Source organism: Bifidobacterium sp. LH_558 (assembly GCF_056356295.1).
On record NZ_JBKETZ010000006.1, the window covers coordinates 26,578 to 44,847 of the forward strand.

The 18,270-nt window shown below is 59.5% G+C and carries 16 protein-coding genes and 1 pseudogene; 10 read left to right on the top strand and 7 right to left on the bottom strand.

Annotated features, from left to right (window positions below):
• Positions 1 to 4 precede the first annotated feature (4 nt).
• Positions 5 to 973, top strand: a complete 969-nt coding sequence (locus tag AC1AV0_RS08505; RefSeq protein WP_476573047.1) for an aldo/keto reductase — start codon at positions 5 to 7, stop codon at positions 971 to 973.
• A gap of 199 nt (positions 974 to 1,172) precedes the next feature.
• On the opposite strand, the gene AC1AV0_RS08510 is transcribed toward AC1AV0_RS08505, so the two are convergent.
• Both AC1AV0_RS08510 and AC1AV0_RS08515 read right to left on the bottom strand, forming a co-directional pair.
• Positions 1,173 to 2,216: a LacI family DNA-binding transcriptional regulator gene (locus tag AC1AV0_RS08510; protein WP_476573049.1), complete on the bottom strand. Its 1,044-nt coding sequence runs from the start codon at positions 2,214 to 2,216 to the stop codon at positions 1,173 to 1,175.
• Positions 2,217 to 2,279: 63 nt separating this feature from the next.
• Complete coding sequence (locus tag AC1AV0_RS08515; RefSeq protein WP_476573051.1) at positions 2,280 to 3,839, bottom strand: glycoside hydrolase family 31 protein; 1,560 nt, start codon at positions 3,837 to 3,839, stop codon at positions 2,280 to 2,282.
• A 280-nt stretch (positions 3,840 to 4,119) separates the two neighbouring features.
• Here AC1AV0_RS08515 and AC1AV0_RS08520 point away from each other — a divergent pair, with 280 nt between their 5' ends.
• The 4 genes from AC1AV0_RS08520 (at position 4,120) to AC1AV0_RS08535 (ending at position 9,058) form a co-directional block, all read left to right on the top strand.
• A complete protein-coding gene (locus AC1AV0_RS08520) occupies positions 4,120 to 5,364 on the top strand; it encodes an ABC transporter substrate-binding protein (RefSeq protein WP_476573053.1) in 1,245 nt (414 codons plus the stop codon).
• A gap of 175 nt (positions 5,365 to 5,539) precedes the next feature.
• Positions 5,540 to 6,403, top strand: a complete 864-nt coding sequence (locus tag AC1AV0_RS08525) for a carbohydrate ABC transporter permease (RefSeq protein WP_476573317.1) — start codon at positions 5,540 to 5,542, stop codon at positions 6,401 to 6,403.
• Positions 6,404 to 6,414: 11 nt separating this feature from the next.
• Positions 6,415 to 7,248: a carbohydrate ABC transporter permease gene (locus AC1AV0_RS08530; RefSeq protein ID WP_476573320.1), complete on the top strand. Its 834-nt coding sequence runs from the start codon at positions 6,415 to 6,417 to the stop codon at positions 7,246 to 7,248.
• Between the two features lie 34 nt (positions 7,249 to 7,282).
• Entirely contained in the window at positions 7,283 to 9,058 is a 1,776-nt protein-coding gene (locus AC1AV0_RS08535; RefSeq protein ID WP_476573056.1) for a glycoside hydrolase family 36 protein, read from the top strand.
• Positions 9,059 to 9,144: 86 nt separating this feature from the next.
• Here the strand turns inward: AC1AV0_RS08535 and AC1AV0_RS08540 are convergent, their stop codons facing one another.
• Genes AC1AV0_RS08540 through AC1AV0_RS08550 form a run of 3 tightly spaced genes read right to left on the bottom strand, consistent with a single transcriptional unit; the run spans position 9,145 to position 10,126 of the window.
• A complete protein-coding gene (locus AC1AV0_RS08540) occupies positions 9,145 to 9,402 on the bottom strand; it encodes a hypothetical protein (RefSeq protein ID WP_476573058.1) in 258 nt (85 codons plus the stop codon).
• Positions 9,399 to 9,785: an addiction module antidote protein gene (locus tag AC1AV0_RS08545; protein WP_476573060.1), complete on the bottom strand. Its 387-nt coding sequence runs from the start codon at positions 9,783 to 9,785 to the stop codon at positions 9,399 to 9,401. The genes AC1AV0_RS08540 and AC1AV0_RS08545 overlap by 4 nt, the downstream gene beginning before the upstream one ends.
• Positions 9,782 to 10,126 carry a type II toxin-antitoxin system RelE/ParE family toxin gene (locus tag AC1AV0_RS08550; protein WP_476573062.1) on the bottom strand — a complete coding sequence of 115 codons (345 nt, stop codon included), beginning with the start codon at positions 10,124 to 10,126 and terminating at the stop codon, positions 9,782 to 9,784. Before AC1AV0_RS08550 ends, AC1AV0_RS08545 begins: the two co-directional genes overlap by 4 nt.
• A 402-nt stretch (positions 10,127 to 10,528) precedes the next feature.
• Here AC1AV0_RS08550 and rplJ point away from each other — a divergent pair, with 402 nt between their 5' ends.
• The 5 genes from rplJ to AC1AV0_RS08575 all read left to right on the top strand — a co-directional run bounded on the left by rplJ (position 10,529) and on the right by AC1AV0_RS08575 (position 17,066).
• Positions 10,529 to 11,050: a 50S ribosomal protein L10 gene (gene rplJ / locus AC1AV0_RS08555; RefSeq protein ID WP_476573065.1), complete on the top strand. Its 522-nt coding sequence runs from the start codon at positions 10,529 to 10,531 to the stop codon at positions 11,048 to 11,050.
• Positions 11,051 to 11,161: 111 nt separating this feature from the next.
• Positions 11,162 to 11,542 carry a 50S ribosomal protein L7/L12 gene (rplL, locus tag AC1AV0_RS08560; RefSeq protein WP_476573068.1) on the top strand — a complete coding sequence of 127 codons (381 nt, stop codon included), beginning with the start codon at positions 11,162 to 11,164 and terminating at the stop codon, positions 11,540 to 11,542.
• Positions 11,543 to 11,719: 177 nt separating this feature from the next.
• A complete protein-coding gene (locus tag AC1AV0_RS08565) occupies positions 11,720 to 13,228 on the top strand; it encodes an FHA domain-containing protein (protein ID WP_476573070.1) in 1,509 nt (502 codons plus the stop codon).
• Positions 13,229 to 13,236: 8 nt separating this feature from the next.
• Positions 13,237 to 16,851 carry a helicase gene (locus AC1AV0_RS08570; RefSeq protein ID WP_476573072.1) on the top strand — a complete coding sequence of 1,205 codons (3,615 nt, stop codon included), beginning with the start codon at positions 13,237 to 13,239 and terminating at the stop codon, positions 16,849 to 16,851.
• A gap of 2 nt (positions 16,852 to 16,853) precedes the next feature.
• Positions 16,854 to 17,066 carry a hypothetical protein gene (locus AC1AV0_RS08575; RefSeq protein WP_476573074.1) on the top strand — a complete coding sequence of 71 codons (213 nt, stop codon included), beginning with the start codon at positions 16,854 to 16,856 and terminating at the stop codon, positions 17,064 to 17,066.
• A 528-nt stretch (positions 17,067 to 17,594) separates the two neighbouring features.
• Here the strand turns inward: AC1AV0_RS08575 and AC1AV0_RS08580 are convergent.
• A pseudogene (locus AC1AV0_RS08580) lies at positions 17,595 to 17,936 on the bottom strand (SAF domain-containing protein); the annotation flags it as partial.
• Between the two features lie 115 nt (positions 17,937 to 18,051).
• Positions 18,052 to 18,249, bottom strand: a complete 198-nt coding sequence (locus tag AC1AV0_RS08585; RefSeq protein ID WP_094637341.1) for an FmdB family zinc ribbon protein — start codon at positions 18,247 to 18,249, stop codon at positions 18,052 to 18,054.
• Positions 18,250 to 18,270: the final 21 nt, after the last annotated feature.

The following is an 18,270-nucleotide window of genomic DNA, read 5'->3' on the forward strand; positions in this document are numbered from 1 at the left end:
GTCAATGAAGACCATCGAAATCGGAACGTCGGGAGTGAACGCGTCGCAGGCGGCGCTGGGCGTGATGCGCATGGATGCGCTGAACCCGGGAGCGGCGGCCGAAACGGTGCGTGCCGCGGCGGAGCGGGGCGTGAATTTCTTCGACACGGCGGATATCTACGGTTTCTCCGCCGGTGCTGCCCACGCCAGCTCGCGCGCATTCGGCCGCGCGTGGCAGGACGCCGGACTCAAGCGCGAGGACATCCTCATCCAAACCAAATTCGGCATCGTCATCGACTACGACGACCCGCAGGGCGTGCATGCGCTGCGCTACGACTTCTCGGCCGCCCATCTCGTCGAGATGCTCGACCGTGAGCTTGAGGCGTTGGGAACCGATTATGTGGACTTCGCGTTGCTGCACCGCCCCGATACGCTGATGGAGCCCGACGAGGTGGCCGAGGCCTTCGATATTCTGCAATCCAGCGGCAAGGTGCGTCATTTCGGCGTAAGCAATATGGGCCCGTGGCAGGTCGAGCTGCTGCAGGCGTCGCTGGGGCAGAAGCTGGAGGCTAACCAGCTGCAGTTCGGGCTGATGCACGCGCAGATGGTCAGCGACGAGATGATGGTCAACTCCACGGCCGAGGGGCTGGTTCCGGCGAACCATTCCGACAGTCTGCTCTCGTATTCTCGCCTGCGCAGGATGACGATCCAGGCGTGGAGTCCGTTCCAATCGGGCACCGAGTTCGGCCCGTTCGTCGGCAATCCGCATTTCGCCGAGCTTAACGCCGCGCTGGACGCCAAGGCCGCCAAGTATGGGGTGAGCGCCAACGCCATCGCCACCGCATGGGTGCTGCGTCACCCCGCGAACATTCAGGTCGTGCTCGGCTCGATGAGTCCGAATCGCCTGAACGAGATGCTCGACGGCGCCGACATCACACTCGAGCGTCAGGACTGGTGGGATCTCTACGTCGCAGCCGGCAACCTCATCCCGTAGTCTCCCGCCGCGCGCGACTCCGCTCGTGGCGGTTTTCGCCATGTATTAGGAGTGCGGTGTCGTATGCCGCCGCGAGTGAGGTGTCTTACGCGAAAGTGTCGAGTATAGTCGACACTTTTGAGGTTGCGTCGGCAAAGTGTCGGTTATACTCGACACTTTTATGGGCTGGATGAGTCCCGATTGGAGTTCGTGATTCGGGTTAGTTGTTCCATACGACGGTGCTTTCTCGGCGAGTGAGTTGATGAGGTTTGATGAGGTCAAAGTGAGCCGGTCCGTCGTCGCCATTAAGCCGGTCAAAGAGTATTGCCGCAGCTTGCTGAGACATTGTTTCCGGTCGCGTTGAGATATTGGATATTGGGCATAAATAGGAGATGGCGGCGCTATCTGCGCAGTGAGCCACTATCGATACGTCTTTGCCGGGGACGAGTCCGCGTGTTCTCATCAGTCGGAGGGTCCATTCGATGGTATGCGGCTGTCGAAGAATAATGCCCAGCCTGTCATCGGCATGTTCGAGCAGTTGGTCGGTCAATGTGAGATATTCCTGCCAATCGCCGCTGACGCGCGGCACTACGGATACGGGAATGCCGTAATGGCGGGCTTCGTCAAGAATGCCTGTATGGAAATCCCCGACGAAGCGATAGCTGCTGGCATCGGACTGCATTGGTTCGCCGGCCATGACGATATGATGGTGGCCTGTTTCTGCAAGTTCCCGAACCGCCATCCGTCCGGCTTCGTCGGTATCAAAGTCAACCACGTCTAATCCCATTGGATTTGCGGGGCGTCCGACTAGGACGGTGGGGGCCTGTGATGCTGCCGCCACGGGGATGCGTTCGTCGTTGGCGCTGATGTCAAGAAGGATGAACGCATCGCAGATGGATTTGGATATCAGCCGTTGTATGCCATCTGCGCTGGGGGATGCGGTATTGATTAACACGTCGTAGTCTCGTCGTCGTGCCTCGCTGACCACTGCATCGATATATGGCGCTGTCTCATTGGCGTCTCTGCCGGCGTGGATCATTGCGAATAAAGCAATGATCCCTGTCTTGTTGGTGCGCAGCAGCCGAGCTCCGACATTGGGCTGATAATTCAGCCTATGCATCGCGTCTTCGACGCGTCGTCGTGTCTCATCCGAGACGTTTGCTTTGCCATTGATCACGAATGAAACTGTGGTGCGGGACACTCCTGCCAGCGCTGCAACGTCTTTGCTGGTGGGTGGTTTCACTGTACGCCGTGAACTGGGCATGACACTCCTGATACGATGAGGTGATGGTATTACTAACGATACTCGCTGAAGCCTATTGCGTGTTCACTGTATCCTGTCGAACCGCGGCAGTCGGTTCAAAGGGGCGGGGGTCTCGAACGTTATAGGTCCTTCGATGATGTCGCCGTTGTCGGCATGCCATCTGCCGGTGGGTAGGGTCACGGTGCGTGTGTCGCATCCCTGAGTGGTGATGGGGGCGACGATGAGGTCGGGGCCGAGCATAAACTGATCGGTTACGTCTTCGCAATCGTAATAGTGATATGACAGTGGTCGAATGATTGGTTCGCCCGAGTCCGCCGCATGTTTTGACAGCGCGATGATATCGTCAAGATATTGCTTTCGGACGTTTAGCGCCTCTCGGACCGCAGCCAGATGCTGTTCGTCAAGCACTCGGGAAGGAGCGACGGAGAACTGCATCATAGGCGATAGGGCTGCTACCTGCGCGTACCGGACGAAAAACTCTTGGTCGATGCCGTCGCGCAGGGTATTGTTCACTTCGCCGCCTCCAATCATGTCGGGGCAAATGAATGCGTGGCCGATCATCGATTGGGCGAGCATCTCTGGAATGAGGGATCCCAAGCCTTCCGGACCCCAGGAAGCGGGTTTATCTTGCAGACGCTGTGCCAGCGGCTGACAGCCCATCTTCCAACAGGCGCGAAACTCGTTGAAGGGGTAACGTGTGCCGATTCTGGCCCATTGTTCGCACATCTCATTCGGGGTCATGGGATGTAAGGGTTGGTCGTCGGGGTGGAAATCGTATAAATCCGCGCCGTCGAATTTGAATCCGTCCACTCCGAGCTCGCATAACCTATCGAGGTTTTGGTGAATCCAATTGTGCGTTTCGGGGTTGCTGAGATCGAGCACGGCGCTTAAGCCGTTCCACCAACGTCGTATGGCGATGCGACCGTGCTTGTCTTTGAGCAGAAGATTCTGCGCCTCGAGTGAGCGAAATACTGCGGAGTCGGGACTGACAAAGGGAACAAGCCAAAGTATCACGTCGAATCCCATGTCGTGCAGCTGTTCGAGCATGGCTTCCGGATTCGGGAATGCGGATCTTTCGAAAGTCCAATCGCCATAGTCAGGACTCCATTTGTCGTCGATCATGAGGACGCCGGCCGGCATCCCGGCGTCCAGCATTGACTGCGCGTATGCGAGTGTTTTCTCTTGCGTGGGGTGGTATGGCATTTCAATCCATGTGTTGTATTGAGGTTTGGAGAACATCTGCTGCGCAGGTGTGTCTCCGCTCGGGGGAAAGTGTTTTGCGCAAGCGGCGCGATAAGCGTCTCCCAATGTTCCGTCGGTATCTTTGCAGACTATTTTTTGCCCATCAACATCAAGTTGTCCTGCCTCGAACGTGAAATGAAAAGGGGTCTCGCTCCATACATATCGCCCTCTGGTGGAAATCAGCAGAGGGGCGCTTTGATTGGAGCTTTCGTCAAGTCCGCTGTCCGTATGCCGCCAGGAAGAGAGGTCTCGGCTGAATTCATGTGCCCCAAACGGCATGTAGCGGCCATCTGACACGTTGCCTCCCCACCAGCGTTCATTAGGAAGGATTGTAAGAGAAAGTCGATTGCTGATGATTTGAGTGCTGCCGTATGTGCCCATTGCTTGCCTCCTTTGGCTGACTGCGCAATTGCGAACTGTGTTAACACGTATTAATACATGATTGCCTCGTGTTGTGCAAGCATCCCTGTGTTGAGGGTGTTGAACTATGTTGCAATGCTAAAAATGCTTAAAATAAGCCCTTTTTGGTGACAACACGCCGTGATTTGTAGCTAAGTATATGTGGTGGCATACTGAATGCAACACGGTGAACACGTGTTAACAATCAGTGAAGATTGATTTGGTGGGTAATGGGATACCCACATGGCGAAAGGAATCCGAAGTGAAGATCAGGAAGACGGCGATTGCCGCGTGCGCTGCGGCTGCGATGTTGATGCCTCTTGCCGCATGCGGAAACGATACGGCCGGTGACGCAGGCGTGACCACGATTACTTATTTCGCATGGGAGAATGAGAAGCAGGTCAAGCCGATCGTCGAGGCGTTCGAAGATGCCAATCCCGATATCCACGTGGATATCAGCACGGCTCAAGGTGAAGCCAACGATTACGCGCAGACTCTAACTACGCGAGCGGCCGGGGATCAATTGCCTGATGTGTACCACATCTCGATCGAAACCCGTAACGAGATTCTTGATGCTGGATTGGCGAAGGATCTCACGGATGAGCCGTTTGTTGAAGGTCTGCCGGAAATGTCAAAGACGCTCTACACCCGTGACGGCAAGTTGTACGGCATGTCGGTTACCGCATGGGTGGGCGGCGTTGTCTATAACAAGGATCTGCTCAAACAGGTTGGTTACGACACCGTGCCTGAGACGTTGGAGGAATTCATCGAGCTTGGTGAGAAGCTGCAGGAGGCCGGCATCACTCCATACATGGAGGATATGAGCGTCGTTTCCGGTTCCTTCCAGCCCATGCTCGGTGGATACTATGCCACTCAGGGAACTGATTCCTCGTTGTGGCCGGAGATGGATGAGGGCGGCACTTTTACGGAACAGTGGACTCCGGTTCTTGAACAGTGGGTTGAACTTGTCGAGTCCGGAACCTTGCCCCGAGAGACCGTCAGCGTTAGCGCGGATCAAATCAAGTCGAACTTTATGACGGGGCAGTTGGCTATGTACCGATCCGGTCCTTGGGATTTCGCTGATCTGGATACCACGGGCATTGACTATGGTATGGCTGCGATGCCCGCTGTGGAAGGCGGCGAGCCGTATGTCGGCGGTGGTCCGGATGCCCCTTACGTGATCAGTTCCAAAATCGACGGTGAAAAACTTGAGGCGGCTGAGAAGTTCCTCTCTTTCATCAACAGTGAGGAAGGCCTCAAGCTCAAGGAGGAATACATCAATCAGATCTCGATTTCCCCCAACTACAAGGCGGATGTGGCTCCTCAAATCGCCGATCTTTACGACGAATACATCACCAATGGTGCGTTCTACTGGGTTAACTGGGTACGTAACGGCAGTGTGATGGGACAGGAGATGGCTTCTCAATTCCAGCTGCTCGCCCAGGGGCAGGCAAGCGTTGAGGACGTGACCAGCTATCTCGATGATAAGTGGACGTCATCCAAGTGATTTTTAGCCAAAACGGGTGGCTGCGCCGGGCTATTGCCGCTGGTGGATCAGCTCGGCGTAGCCACCCGATTATAAGGAAAGGCAGGCGTTTGTCGTGACTGTGCATCGACATATTCGGCCGGGCAACGGTTCCAAGGGCGAAACACCTTGGTACAAATCCAACAGCATCGCAGAGATGCTGGCCTCGACAGGATTCCTTCTTCCGATTCTTGTTGTGTTTGTTGTACTTACTTTGGTTCCGCTCGGGCAAACGGTCTACTATTCATTCACGGATTTCAACGGTTTGCAGCCTCGCCCCAATTTTGTCGGACTATACAACTATCAGAAAGTGTTCAGCGATCCCTCTCTGCTGGTTGGCTTGGGATTCACCATTGTGTATGCCGTCTCCACAACAGTAATCACCACGCTGTTGGCCATCCCTCTGGCGGTGGCGCTGAATTCCCAGTTCTACGGACGGTCTTTTGCTCGCTCTCTGTTCTTTTTCCTTGGAGTGCCCTCGCTTATTGTGCTGGGACTCGTATGGCAATATATTCTTTCTCCGCTGAAGACGGGCGCACTCAATAGTGTGTTGGTGTCCTTGGGCTTCGATTCAGTGCCGTGGCTGTCCGATAGCAATTTGGCCCGATGCTGTGTGGTCTTTGTGGCGATTTGGGCGGGCGTCGGTTGGCATGCCACCCTATATCTCGCCTATCTGCAGGCCATTCCGAAGGATTTGTATGAGCAGGCGGCCGTCGATGGTGCCAATGGGTGGCAGCAATTCGTGCATATCACGCTTCCTCAGCTGGTCCCTGGCGTTGTGGTCAGCAGCTTCCTTCTGATTACCGGTGGTTTGAAAGTCTATGATCTGCCATACGGCATGACGAAGGGTGGACCTGGCTACGCCACGAACACCATCACTCAATCCATTATCGTGCAGGGTATTTCGCAGTCTCAGTATGGCCTTGGGTCCGCTCTTGCCGTGCTGTTCACCGTTGCCTGCCTCGTCGTCGTGCTTGCGCAACAGGCGCTTGCCGCAGTGATAGCAAGGAGATTCGCATGATGTTATCCCGTATGACCCCGTCGCAGCGCGCGAAAATAGGTAAAATCGTGCGCACTGTTCTCATCAACGGACTTGCGGTCATTATGGCCATTCCTCTGTACTATATCGTGATCAATACGTTCAAGACCACGATGGAGATGGCACAGTCGCCATTCGGTTTGCCGGAACGGTTCAGTCTGCAGCGGTACTTCGAGGTTTTCGATACGTTGCCTATTGTGCGTAGCTTCATCAATTCGCTGATCGTCACCATTGCGGCGGTGTTCTTCGAAGTGCTGATTGGTGCACTCGCCGCGTACGGCATGATTCTCAAGAATAGCCGGTTTACGGCAGGGGTGGGTGCGGTTCTTATGATCGCCTTTTGCATTCCCGTGCAAGCGACCTTGATTCCTTGGTATCGCATGGAGGCGTCGGTTGGTTTGACCAATTCCTTATTGGGACTGATCACTCTGTATTTGGTCAATTCGATTTTCTGCTACATGCTCATCATCGGGTATATGAGAAAACTACCCATGGAAATCATTGAAGCGGCGCGTATCGATGGCGCAGGTCCATTGAAAATCTTCCGTGTCATCGTGCTTCCCATGGTTACGCCGATTTTGGCGACGGTCGTCGTGTTCCAGACGCTTTCCACATGGAATGATTTCCTGTTGCCGAACATCTTCTTGACCTCCACTGACCTGCGAACTGTGATTCTGCAGGTATACAACGCGATGGGGCAATTCACCACCGACTGGCCTTCCTTTATGACCATTACGGTTATAGCGTTGGTACCTGTCGTCATCTTCTTCGTGTTCTGCCAGCGCTGGATTGTCTCCGGCTTGGTGGGCGGTGCTGTAAAGGGCTGATGTTCCAGACATCGAGCAGGAGGGAAGTCTCGTTATGCTGTTGGAATCGTTGTCGAGCGTTTTGACGAACAGCGTCGAGATCGGTGGCGTTCGCGTGCTGTCCTCTATGGATATGCGCCTTGTGCAGGCTCCCGATGGCATCGACGGGGAGCGTCTTGTCGAGCTGGTCTCCGCTTCGGAGACGTCCGCGGTCATCGCAATCGTCAGGCCATTAGGACGTATCCGAATGTTCTGGAAAGCCGGAGGCCGAGGGAATGATCCTGCGATGCCTGCGGATTGGGCCGGCCGTGTGGATCTGTCTTTGGTGAATTCCGCGCCTTTGGGATGCATGCTTGATGGCAATGACCGCAATGTGCTCTCTTTTGCTTACTCCGTTGCCGGGGACGAAATCGCCATGCGCTATGGTGTCGATGAAGAGAACGCATGGTTTGTCGTGACGATGGAGATCCCGCGTATTTCTCGAGAAAGTCGACTGCTGCTCATAGACGCCGATATGCATGTATCGGACGTATGCCCGCGGCTCGTCTCCTGGATGTCTGAAGGACTGACGGCATTCCCTATGTCCCCGCTTGCCTTGGAGCCGGTGTTCTCCACATGGTACGCCTACACGCAGCGGGTGGATGCCGCGGAGCTTGAACGACAGGCCCCGGCTCTGTCGGAGATGGGATGCGCGTCGGTGTTCATCGACGATGGCTGGCAGGAGTTTGGGCATGGAAGAGGCTATGCGGGATGTGGCGACTGGATTCCCGATACAGAGAAATTCCCTGATCTGAGCGGCACTGTCGGGCGTCTGCGCGATCAGGGAATAGGTACGGTCCTATGGTTTGCCCCATTGTTGTTGGGGAGAAAATCGCGGGTGTTTGAACGCTTGGAGCCATACGCGCCTTACTATCGAGGTGATTTTGGCGCGGACTGCTATACGCTTGATCCGCGTCGCCGGGCGGTGCGGGAGTATATCGCCCAGACCTGCGCGCGGCTGATGAATGATTACGGTATCGACGGACTGAAGATCGACTTCTTAGAGCAGGCGGTGGTTTACCAGGGGCAGCCAATCGAGTCTCCTGAAGACGGCGACTGCGAGGATGTGGGGCAGGCGATGTGCCTGTTGCTCGATGAGATACGCGATGCCATGCTGGGAGCGACGCCCGAGCGTGTTCCTCTGGTGGAATTCCGGCAGCCGTATTCCGGTCCGGCGATTGCACCCTACGGTAACATCATCCGCGCTTGCGATTGCGCCGCGGACGCGATTGCCAATCGCGTCCGTATCCTTGACGAACGTCTGATTTGCGGCAATCGGGTGGTTCATAGCGATATGCTGCTCTGGGATGCCGGCGCCGACATGCGCGCATGCGCCGAGCAACTGTTCTCTGCGTTCTTCTCAGTACCGCAGCTTTCCGTACCGCCCAGTCGTATGGCGGAGAACCAACGCAAGGTTTGTGATTTTCTGCTGCGCTTATGGCGCAAACATCGTCGGACGTTGTTATGTGGTCAATTGGATCCGGTGGGAGTCTCCGCGGGATACCCAATGGTTCATGCGTACGAAAATGGCAGTCAGGTTACTGCCGTGTACGAGCGCAATATGATCGTCGATGTGGATATCTCGTCCGTTGACGAACTCGTAGTGCTCAATGGCAGTTATGACAGTGTCGTGACTGTGCGTGTGGTCGGAGGCCAGGCGTTTGCGGCGGGAACCGCGCGCGATTGTACGGGGGTGGAACGTCTGGTTTGGAATCGTGAACCGTTGAAAGGACTGATGGAAATCCCCGTTCCGTCATTTGGTGTGCTCGAACTGACGATTCGTTCATGCTGAGAGCGGGGTGCACAGGGCATGGAAGCAGGCGTACATGTCTAAGGCGGCGGCGAGCTTCGCGATTTGCGGTGACCGGATGCCAGCGGTCAGCCGCGTTTTGAACCCTGCCTGCTGATGCCGCCTTTGTGGCCGGTGGCTTTGAACGGCATCGCGCCTTTGCCTAGCGATTTGTTGCCGCCCTTGCCTTTGATTCCCTGCGCTCGCAGATTGACGGCAAAAGGATTGCGTGATTGACGTTCCTTATGCGGCCATGTTCGAGTGCCGTCACTTTGGGTGGCTTTTTTGGGCGGGTTCTGCGGGTCGTCTGGCGTTCGGTGGAGTGTCGGTTCTGTGGTTTGGCTCATGCCAGGCTTCCTGTTGCGGTGACGGGGACGGTTGTTTGCTCGGTGGTGCGCTGTTTTACTTCTTCGATGGCGTTGTGGACCGCCTCCATGTCGATGTCTTTGGGGAGGAAGTACAACTGCGCTCCCAAGGCGTCGGCCACGCGCATGATGGTGTCGAACGAAGGCTTGGAATCGGGGCGCAGCGCCTTGTACAGTGATTCGCGGCCCAGTCCGGACGCCCGGGCGATGCCTGTCATTCCACGGGCGCGCGCGACCACACCGAGCATGTCCTGCAGCGAGGCCGGGTCCCGCTCTTCAAGTGCTGCGTTGAGATATCCGATGGCATCCTCGTCGGATTGAATGTCATCTTCGATATGCCAAGTGGAAAACGTGGTGTCCGTCATCGTTCCCTCCGTCTCTGCGCTAGAAGTTGCCTGGCTGTGAAGATATCTCGGCTTTGGCTGCCTTTGTCCCCTCCGGCGAGCAGGAGGAGCAATTCGTCTTCCTCGAGTGCCGCGTAGACCCGGTAGCCGGGGCCGAAGCCGAATCGGAATTCGATGATGCCGTCGAAAATCTTCCAATCTCCCAGAAGCCGTCCTTCGCGTTCCATGCGGCGCAGCGAAGAGCCGATCCTTTTCTTTGCGCGGGCATCCTCGAGTCTCCTCCACCACTTGTCGTAGTGGCTCGACTGTTTAATCGTCCACTTCAGAGTGTATCCGATTGGATACGGAAAGTCAATTGGCATAACAGCCTCCCGTCTCGCATGTGATAGTTCGATGGTGAGCGTAAGAAGGCGGCGATGTCCAGCCGAACGGACTTGTGTGGTTCGAGCCTTCGAGTTATCCACAAAGGTGATGTGCCGCCGGTGCGGTCGGCGCTGTCACCAAGCGCGACACGCCCGGATTGGGTGCGGGTCCGCGCGGGTGGGTATAGTTATCGACTTGTAAACCACAGACCGTTGGTTGGAGTGTGCAAGCATTCCCGAAGTTTGGTTCGCCAAGCCAGCGCAGGTTGAGAGATATAAGCCCGTCAAGGGTGCGCAAGTCCGCTTGCGAGATTATGTTGCTCTGCCTGTGCGCAGGGCTTTTTTATTGCCCGGCGAGACGAATCCTTCTTCAAGTCAACGGCCGACTTAGGAAGGAACGCCATGAAGAGGCCCGAAAAGGAAGTGGTGGTCGCCCAGCTTACGGAGCAGTTCCGTAACGCTGACGCCGTCTACCTGACCGAGTACCGCGGGCTTACCGTTCCGCAGATCTCCGATCTGCGCGAGAAGCTAGGCCGCGATACTTCCTACACTGTGGCTAAGAACACGCTGGCACGCATCGCCGCCAAGGAAGCGGGCATCGAAGGTCTCGACGAGATCCTCTCCGGCCCGACCGCCGTCACTTTCGTGAAGGGCGACTTCATCGAGGTTGCGAAGATCCTGCGTGACTTTGCCAAGGAGAACAAGGCTCTGGTTGTCAAGGGTGCCGCCGCTGACGGCATCGTGTACAACGCCGAAGCCGCTCAGAAGCTGGCGGACCTCAAGTCCCGCCCGCAGCTGCTCGCCGAGTTCGCCGGCGACGTCAAGGCTACGATGGCCAAGGCCGCGTACCTGTTCAACGCTCTGCCGACCAAGGCCGTGCGTACGATCGACGCCCTGCGCGAGAAGCAGGAGAAGGCTGCCTGATTCACCTGCGGCTCGCCGCATGAATCATGAAGCTTCATAACTAAAAACAAACAAGGTTTATTCGGTTGCGGAATCCACTTCATCCGCGACCAAGATGGAAAGGAAGCCATTATGGCTAAGTACACCAACGAAGAGCTGCTGGAAGCCTTTGGTGAGATGACCCTCGTCGAGCTCTCCGAGTTCGTCAAGGCCTTCGAGGAGAAGTTCGACGTCGAGGCTGCCGCTCCGGCCGCCGTCGCCGTTGCCGCCGCTCCGGCTGCCGCCGCCGCTGAGGAAGAGAAGGATGAGTTCGACGTCATCCTCGCCGCCGTCGGCGACAAGAAGATCCAGGTGATCAAGGCCGTGCGCGGCATCACCAACCTCGGCCTGGCTGAGGCCAAGGCTCTCGTGGACGGCGCTCCGAAGCCGGTCCTGGAGAAGGCCAAGAAGGAAGACGCCGAGAAGGCCAAGGCTCAGCTGGAAGAGGCTGGCGCCACCGTCGAGCTCAAGTAATACGTGCGGGTGTGAAACCCGCCTATTGCAACGCTTGGGAGAACCCCGCAGTTCCTTGTGGACTGCGGGGTTCTCCGCATAGACGGCCGCAACGAGCCGCATGGCCGAGATGCGCAAATAGGCGGAAGTTGTCAATCCTTGAGGGTAATCCGAGAATTCTCAAGGAAGCATGACACAATGGCTCGTAGTGTGTTTTTTGCAGGAAAGGAAGGCTGCGCGGTGCAGTGGACGGTGAGAATCAATGGGATCGACCATGTCAGCGTCAAACCGGGCGAGCGTGTGGAGATCGGCCGTAAACCGTTGCGTCCGTTGGTGGATGACGGCAACACGCGTATCGATGTGGTCGACGGCACCAAGTCGATGTCGAAAAGGCATGCGGTGTTCGAGGTGCAGCAGTCCGGTGGCGCGAGCATCTGCGACTTGGGGTCGACCAACGGCACCTATGTGGTGCGTGATAACGGCGACCTGTTGCGACTGCCCGCGGGCGTCGATTTTCTGCTGCCCACGTCGCCGATGCGCATGCAGTTCGGTGACGTGCCGGTGGATCTGATCCGCGTCGACCAGCAGGTTGAGGATGAACCCGAGGAGACTCCCGTGCCCGACCTGTTCGGCTTCGCGGTCGAGCCCGCCAAGCAGGAGCCGGATGCAGCCGACATGTCGGTGGACGATATTCTCGACCTGCGGGCCGGTGAACCCACCAGCATGTTCAATGCCGCCAGCGTGAAGCGCAAGGTGAGCGAACTCGATCTGTCCAATCCGCTGACCCAGCTTAACCGCGAGCCCGAGCAGCCCCGCGATCTGTTCGCCGACGCGGTGGCCACCGCGGCCGAAGACACCATGGCCGCGCCGCAGCTGGTGCCGCTTTCCGTTGAGGATGTCGCCGCGCAGCCGAATCCGGTGGATCCCTTCGAGCCGGCGGCCGTTGTTGAGACGCCGACCGATGCCGCTGCGTTTGATGTACCGGCCGATGCCGGCCAGCCGGCTGCCGAACCGCAGGACGCCGACGTTCCCACCGACGTCGAGAACGCGCAGTCCGCCGAGATGCCCGCGTTCGCCGAGCTGGCCGAGTCCGTCGAGCCCGTCGAGCAGGCCGCGCCCGCCGGCCAGAGCGAACCGGACGATTGGTTCGCGCCGGCCGAGGCGACGCCTTCCGATTCGCATGCGGTCGAGACGCAGTTCATGGCCGAGCAGCCGGAGGCTCAGGTGACCGAGGCACCGGTCGCTCAGATGGGCGAGCCGCAAGCGAACGATTCGCAGCAGATTGTGTTCACTCCTATGGAGACGTCGCCCGCGATCGAGCAGGCGGCTCCTGCCACCACGGCCGCCGCAGGCGCCCAGCTCGCGTTCGCCGCGATGGAATCCGGCACCGACGTGGAGACGGGCGGCTATACCCCCGCCTTCGAGCCCGGTTCCGTGTTCGACCGCGTGTCCAAGGGAGAGTTCAACGCCCAGGAGCAGGTGGTGCAGGTCGATGGACTGACCTCCGATGACGCGCGTCGCACCGAGGACTTCGCCATGCAGTTCGAAATGGCGCGCCACCCCGAACTCTTGCCGTTCCTCGCGATGAACCCCTCGCTGTACGACGACCTCTATGCGTGGCTGTCCGCGCAGGGCAACAGCGACATCGATGAGGCGCTCGCCCGCAACCAGGGATATCAGGACTACCGTGAGGCAGTTGGAAAGTGAGCCATAGCATGAGCGAAAACACCAATAGCCGTCTCAACACGATTCGTCAGTGGCGCGAGCAGTATCGCGCGGCGCTGCCGCCGTCGCCTCTGGAAGACATCAAACAGCTGGCCGCGCAGCTCGATCTGACGCATGCCCACCCCTCGGGCATCGCCCAACTCTTCGCCAGCGGCCACGCGAATCTCGCCGCGCTGTTCCGCGACAGCGGCATGCTCAAAGCGTCCGGCCGCCATATCTCGCGCGTGATCGACGACCGCAACGCCAAACAGCGCGTCAGCGGCGTGGCCGAACTCTCGCTGGCCGTCGGCGTCGCCACCTGGCATGGCAACGCCCTGCCGGTGCTGCTGTATCCGGTGGACGTCGCGCTGCCGCAGGTGGGCGAGTCGGAAGGCAACACCACGATCCGTTTCACCGGGCATGTGGCGCTGAACGATGTGTTCGTCTCCGTGATGCACAGCCAGGGCGTCATGCTGGACGAGGCCGCGCTGTTCGACGGCGCGAACTACGAAAGCGGCACGCCGGAGACCTCCGCCATGTTCGCGAAGATCGCCGCCGAGGCGGAGTCGAGGATCGCCGACTTCACCATCGAACGACGCATCGTGCTCGGCTGCTTTATGGAACCCTCCGCATTGACGCTTAGCGAAAGCCAGCGTCTGATCGACCAGCTTGAGGATGGTCCGACCGGCAACGTGCTGCTGGACGCGCTGGCGGGCAACGAGGCCGCGACGGCCACGCTCACCGACACCGACCTGCCGCAGTTCAGCCCCTTCGACGCCGACCCCCACGGCGAGTACGAGGTCGGTGATGTGGACAATGCCGTGCGCTACGCCGCCAATGTCGCCGCTTCCGGACGTAGCATCGTCGTCGACGGCGAAGTGGCCAAAGACACGGCGGAACAGGCGGTCGCCATCGCCACGCGCTGCGTGATGAGCGGACGCTCCGTGCTGTATGTGCCCGGCGTGGCCGAGCAGAAGCGCCGTTTCTCGCAGGCCATGAACGCCAACGAACTCGGCGGACTGATGCTTGACGTGGCCGACGAGGGGATGAACGCCTCCATCGACCGCCAGCTCATCACCGCGGTCGGCTTCCAGCCCGGCGTCGCCACCCAGCGCTTCGACCAGCTGGCCGACGAACTGGTCGGCGTGCGCTCGCGCCTGACCCGCTATCTCGGCGACCTGCACGGCCTCAACGAGGAATGGGGCGTCTCCGCCTATCAGACCATCCAGAATCTGGCCCGCATCGCGGTGCTGCCCACGCATCCCGCCACGCGCGTGCGTCTGAGCAAGGAAAGCGCGCAAAGCATCGGCGGACAGATGGACGAGTGGATCGGCAAGCTCGAACGCGCCGGAGAACTCGGCGAATTCGTGATCGGCCCCGACGACACCGCATGGTTCGGCGCGTCCATCACCACCGAAGACGAGGCCGTCGCCGTCTATCAGCGGGTGTCCGACCTGCTGGGCAAGCTGCTGCCCGCCACGCGCGAGCAGGTGACCCGAACCGTGGAGACCTGCGGATTCCCCGTGCCTCCCACCGCCCGTGAGTGGGGGCGTCAGGTTACGGTGCTGAAGAATCTGCGTCGTGTGCTTGACGTGTTCCAGCCGGAGATCTTCGAACGCGATATCGACGCGATGATCGAGGCCAGCAAGCCCAAGGCGCAGCGCAAGGCCGAAGGCACGTCGATGGGCTTCTGGGAGCGCAGGCGGCATGTCAAGGAGGCCCGTGGTCTGCTGCGCGCCGGCGCGCAGGTCGAGAACCTGCACGAGGCGCTGAAAGTGGTGTCCAAGCAGGCCGACCAGTGGCGCCAGTTCGTGCCGCATGGCGGCTGGCCCGTGCTGCCGAGCAAACTGGACGAGATCATCGCCACGCAGGAGGCGGTGTCGCAGCATATGACCGCGTTGGACGCGGTGCTCGCCACCACCCCGCAGGGCGGTAACTTCGAAACCTCGGACTTCAACGATGCCGAGCAGCGACTGACCATGCTGTTCGACGACCATATCGCGCTGGACACCCTGCCGGAGCGTTGCCGCCTCGAGCAGGAGTTCACCGCCTCGGGCCTTGGCGAATTCGTCGAGGATCTGCGCGCGCGCCGTGTGGACAGCGAGGCCGTGCGCGGCGAACTGCAGCTGGCGTGGTGGACCACGGTGTTCGAGGATATCGTGCGCTCATCCGCCATCATCTCCAACCAGGACGGTTCCGCCCTGCAGACCGCCTCCGATCGTTTCGCCCAGGTGGACGTCGAGCATGTGCGTTCGGTCGGCCCCATGGTGGCGCAGGAGTCGATGCGTCGCCTGTGCGATATGCTGTTCTCCCGCACGCAGGAGGCGAACCAGCTGCATACGGTGCTCGCCGGCCGCGCCAACGTGCCGATCAGCCGTATCCGCCGCGACCATCCCGAGATCCTCGCCGCCGCCAAGCCGGTGCTGATGGCCACTCCGGGCACGCTGGCCGCGCTCACCGATCCTTCGGAGCTCGCCGATGTGGCGATTCTCGACGCGTGCGCGCATATTCCTGCCGTGCAGATGCTTTCCATCGTGTGCCGCACCCGTCAGATCGTCGTGCTCGCGCATGGCGCCACGGTGACCTGCTCCAGCCTGAAGCTGCTGATGGATATGCTGCCGCATGTTGACGTGAGCTCCCGTCCGACGCGCCGCGACCCGCGTTTGAGCGCCTTCCTCGAATCCGAAGGCTATGGCGTGGTGCGTCATGACACCGCCGCCGAAGCCATGCGCGGCCATGTGCGGCTGCATGCGCTCGATGCGACGGGCGTGCCGGTGATGATGACTGGTCTGGTGGAATCCAGCCAGCGCGAGATCGACGAGGTGGTGCGCATCATCACCGAACGAGCCGCGAGCTTCACCATCGTGCCTGCCGGCTACATGCTGTCCGTCGTGACGCTTACCGAGGTGTTCCGCACACGTCTGGGCTCCGAGCTCAAATCGCTGGCCGCGAAGAACAAGTCGATGGGACGATTCCTGCGTCATGTGCGTCTGGTCTCCCTGCGTGAGGTGGCCGGTTCGCACGCCACCGACGTGATTGTGTCGCTGTGCTACGCGAAAACCTCGCATGGCCGTCTGCTGCAACAGTTCGGCGTGCTGGAGGATGAGGGCGGCCGCGGCATGCTGCTGGACGCGTTGGCTTTGGCCGACCGTCATCTCGACATCGTCAGCGCGTTCACCGCCGATGATCTCGACGATGAGCGTCTGCACCAGCCCGGCCCCAAGCTGCTCAAGTCCATGCTGGCATGGGCCCAGCAGCTCGATGATCAGCAGATGCGCCCTGCCGCGCAGGATTCCGGTGACAACGTGCTGTTCGCCGATCTGGCCGACCGCATCCGCGCCCGTGGCCTCGAAGCCACGGTGGGATACGGCTTCGAACGCGGCACGACGATTCCGCTGGTTGTCGGCCTTCAGGGCAAGCCCTACGCGTTGGCCGTGCTGACCGACGACGCGGGATTCATGGGCATCCAATCCACCAGGGAACGCCATCGTCTGCTGCTGCAGAACCTGAACACGCTTGGATGGAACGTGATGGTCGTGTGGAGCGTGGCCGCGTTCGTCAACCCCGACAAGGAGGTCGACCGCATCGTGGCGCGCATCGCCGAAATCTATCGGGAGGTCAAGTAGCCATGGCCGAACAGCGCGAGCCGTATTCGGCCGAACGTCGGACCCCGCGCAAGCATAAGCGCGTGGTCCGGCAGGGCACCGAACTGTTCGACGCGGACGGCGTCAAACTCGAACCGGGCGATATGCTCACCGACCGGCAGCGCTCCGCCGATGACGACAAGCGCATCCTCGGCGAGCTGCCACCGCATTGGGCGGTGTTCAACGGCAAGCGCTGACGGTCCTACTGTGTGACGACTCTGACGCGTAACTGCCACGATGGCTCCGGCCTCCTGCGAAGCCATCACCCGCAGCGCGTCGCGTGGCGGCATGGCGAACGGCACCACCCGTCCCGTGGCATCCGAGGATTCGTCGGCATGGGGACTTCCCATCGCCATGGCGGATTTCGCCAACACGCACGCGCCCTCCCAAAGGCCGTTCTCCTCACCGGATTCGCCTCCGGCTTCCGAATCGTCAGACGATTCGCTAATCGAGCCAGTCGCCGAGTTGTTCCTGTTACTCGAGTCGTTCCTCGCACTCGTGTCGATTCCGTCACTTACGCCAATTCCGTCATTTACATCGTTCCCGTCACTCGTGCTTGTGTCGCTTGTGTTTGCGCCACTTGCGTCGCAACCCGTGGCGGACACCAACGTAACCGTGTCTCCGGCGATAAGTCGCTCCGTATCACTGGACAGACGCACCTCAATCACCGTATGTCCAGTCGGCGTGACCGGGGAATCCCGTGCCATATGCGTGGTGAAGGGCTGGCCGGCATCGATGTCGATCTGAGCCACACGTCCCACCACCGACGCGGTGGAGTCGACCAACAGGCGGCTGGTCGCCGATACTGGCATATCCGCCCACTCCACATCCGTTTCGGTGATCGTCTCACCGCGCTCAATCGCCGTGCGCGCCACCACCACCGGTATGGTCGCCACCGTGGAGAGGATCGCGGAGATCACGGCGTATACGGCCATCGCGGCGCAGCATGCCGCAAGCCACCGTCGCAGCCGTGCCATCACGCGCCGGTGGGCCAAGGAACCCCGCTGGGGGATTCTCATACGAAAAAAGGTCAGCATGCTCGCATGATGACCTAGAGAAGAATGCATACGCAAGCCGGAACGGGTTATGTGGTTCCAGCCTTAGAGTTATCCACCGAAAAAACTCGAGGCGACTACAACAACCGCGCCATTGTGCGGTTCGGGTTATGCTGTGCGGCTTGGCTTACTTCGTGGAACCGCCGGACGCGCCGTCCGTGCGGTAGAAGCCGCTGCCCTTGAACGTGACCGGAACGGCGGAGAAGACCTTGCGCACCTGCGCCTCATGGCATTCGGGGCATACGGTGATCGGGTCGTCGTCGAACGACTGGTGTTCGGTGAAGTCATAGCCGCAGTTCTTGCAGCGATAATGATACGTGGGCATGGAATCCTCCGCTACGACGTC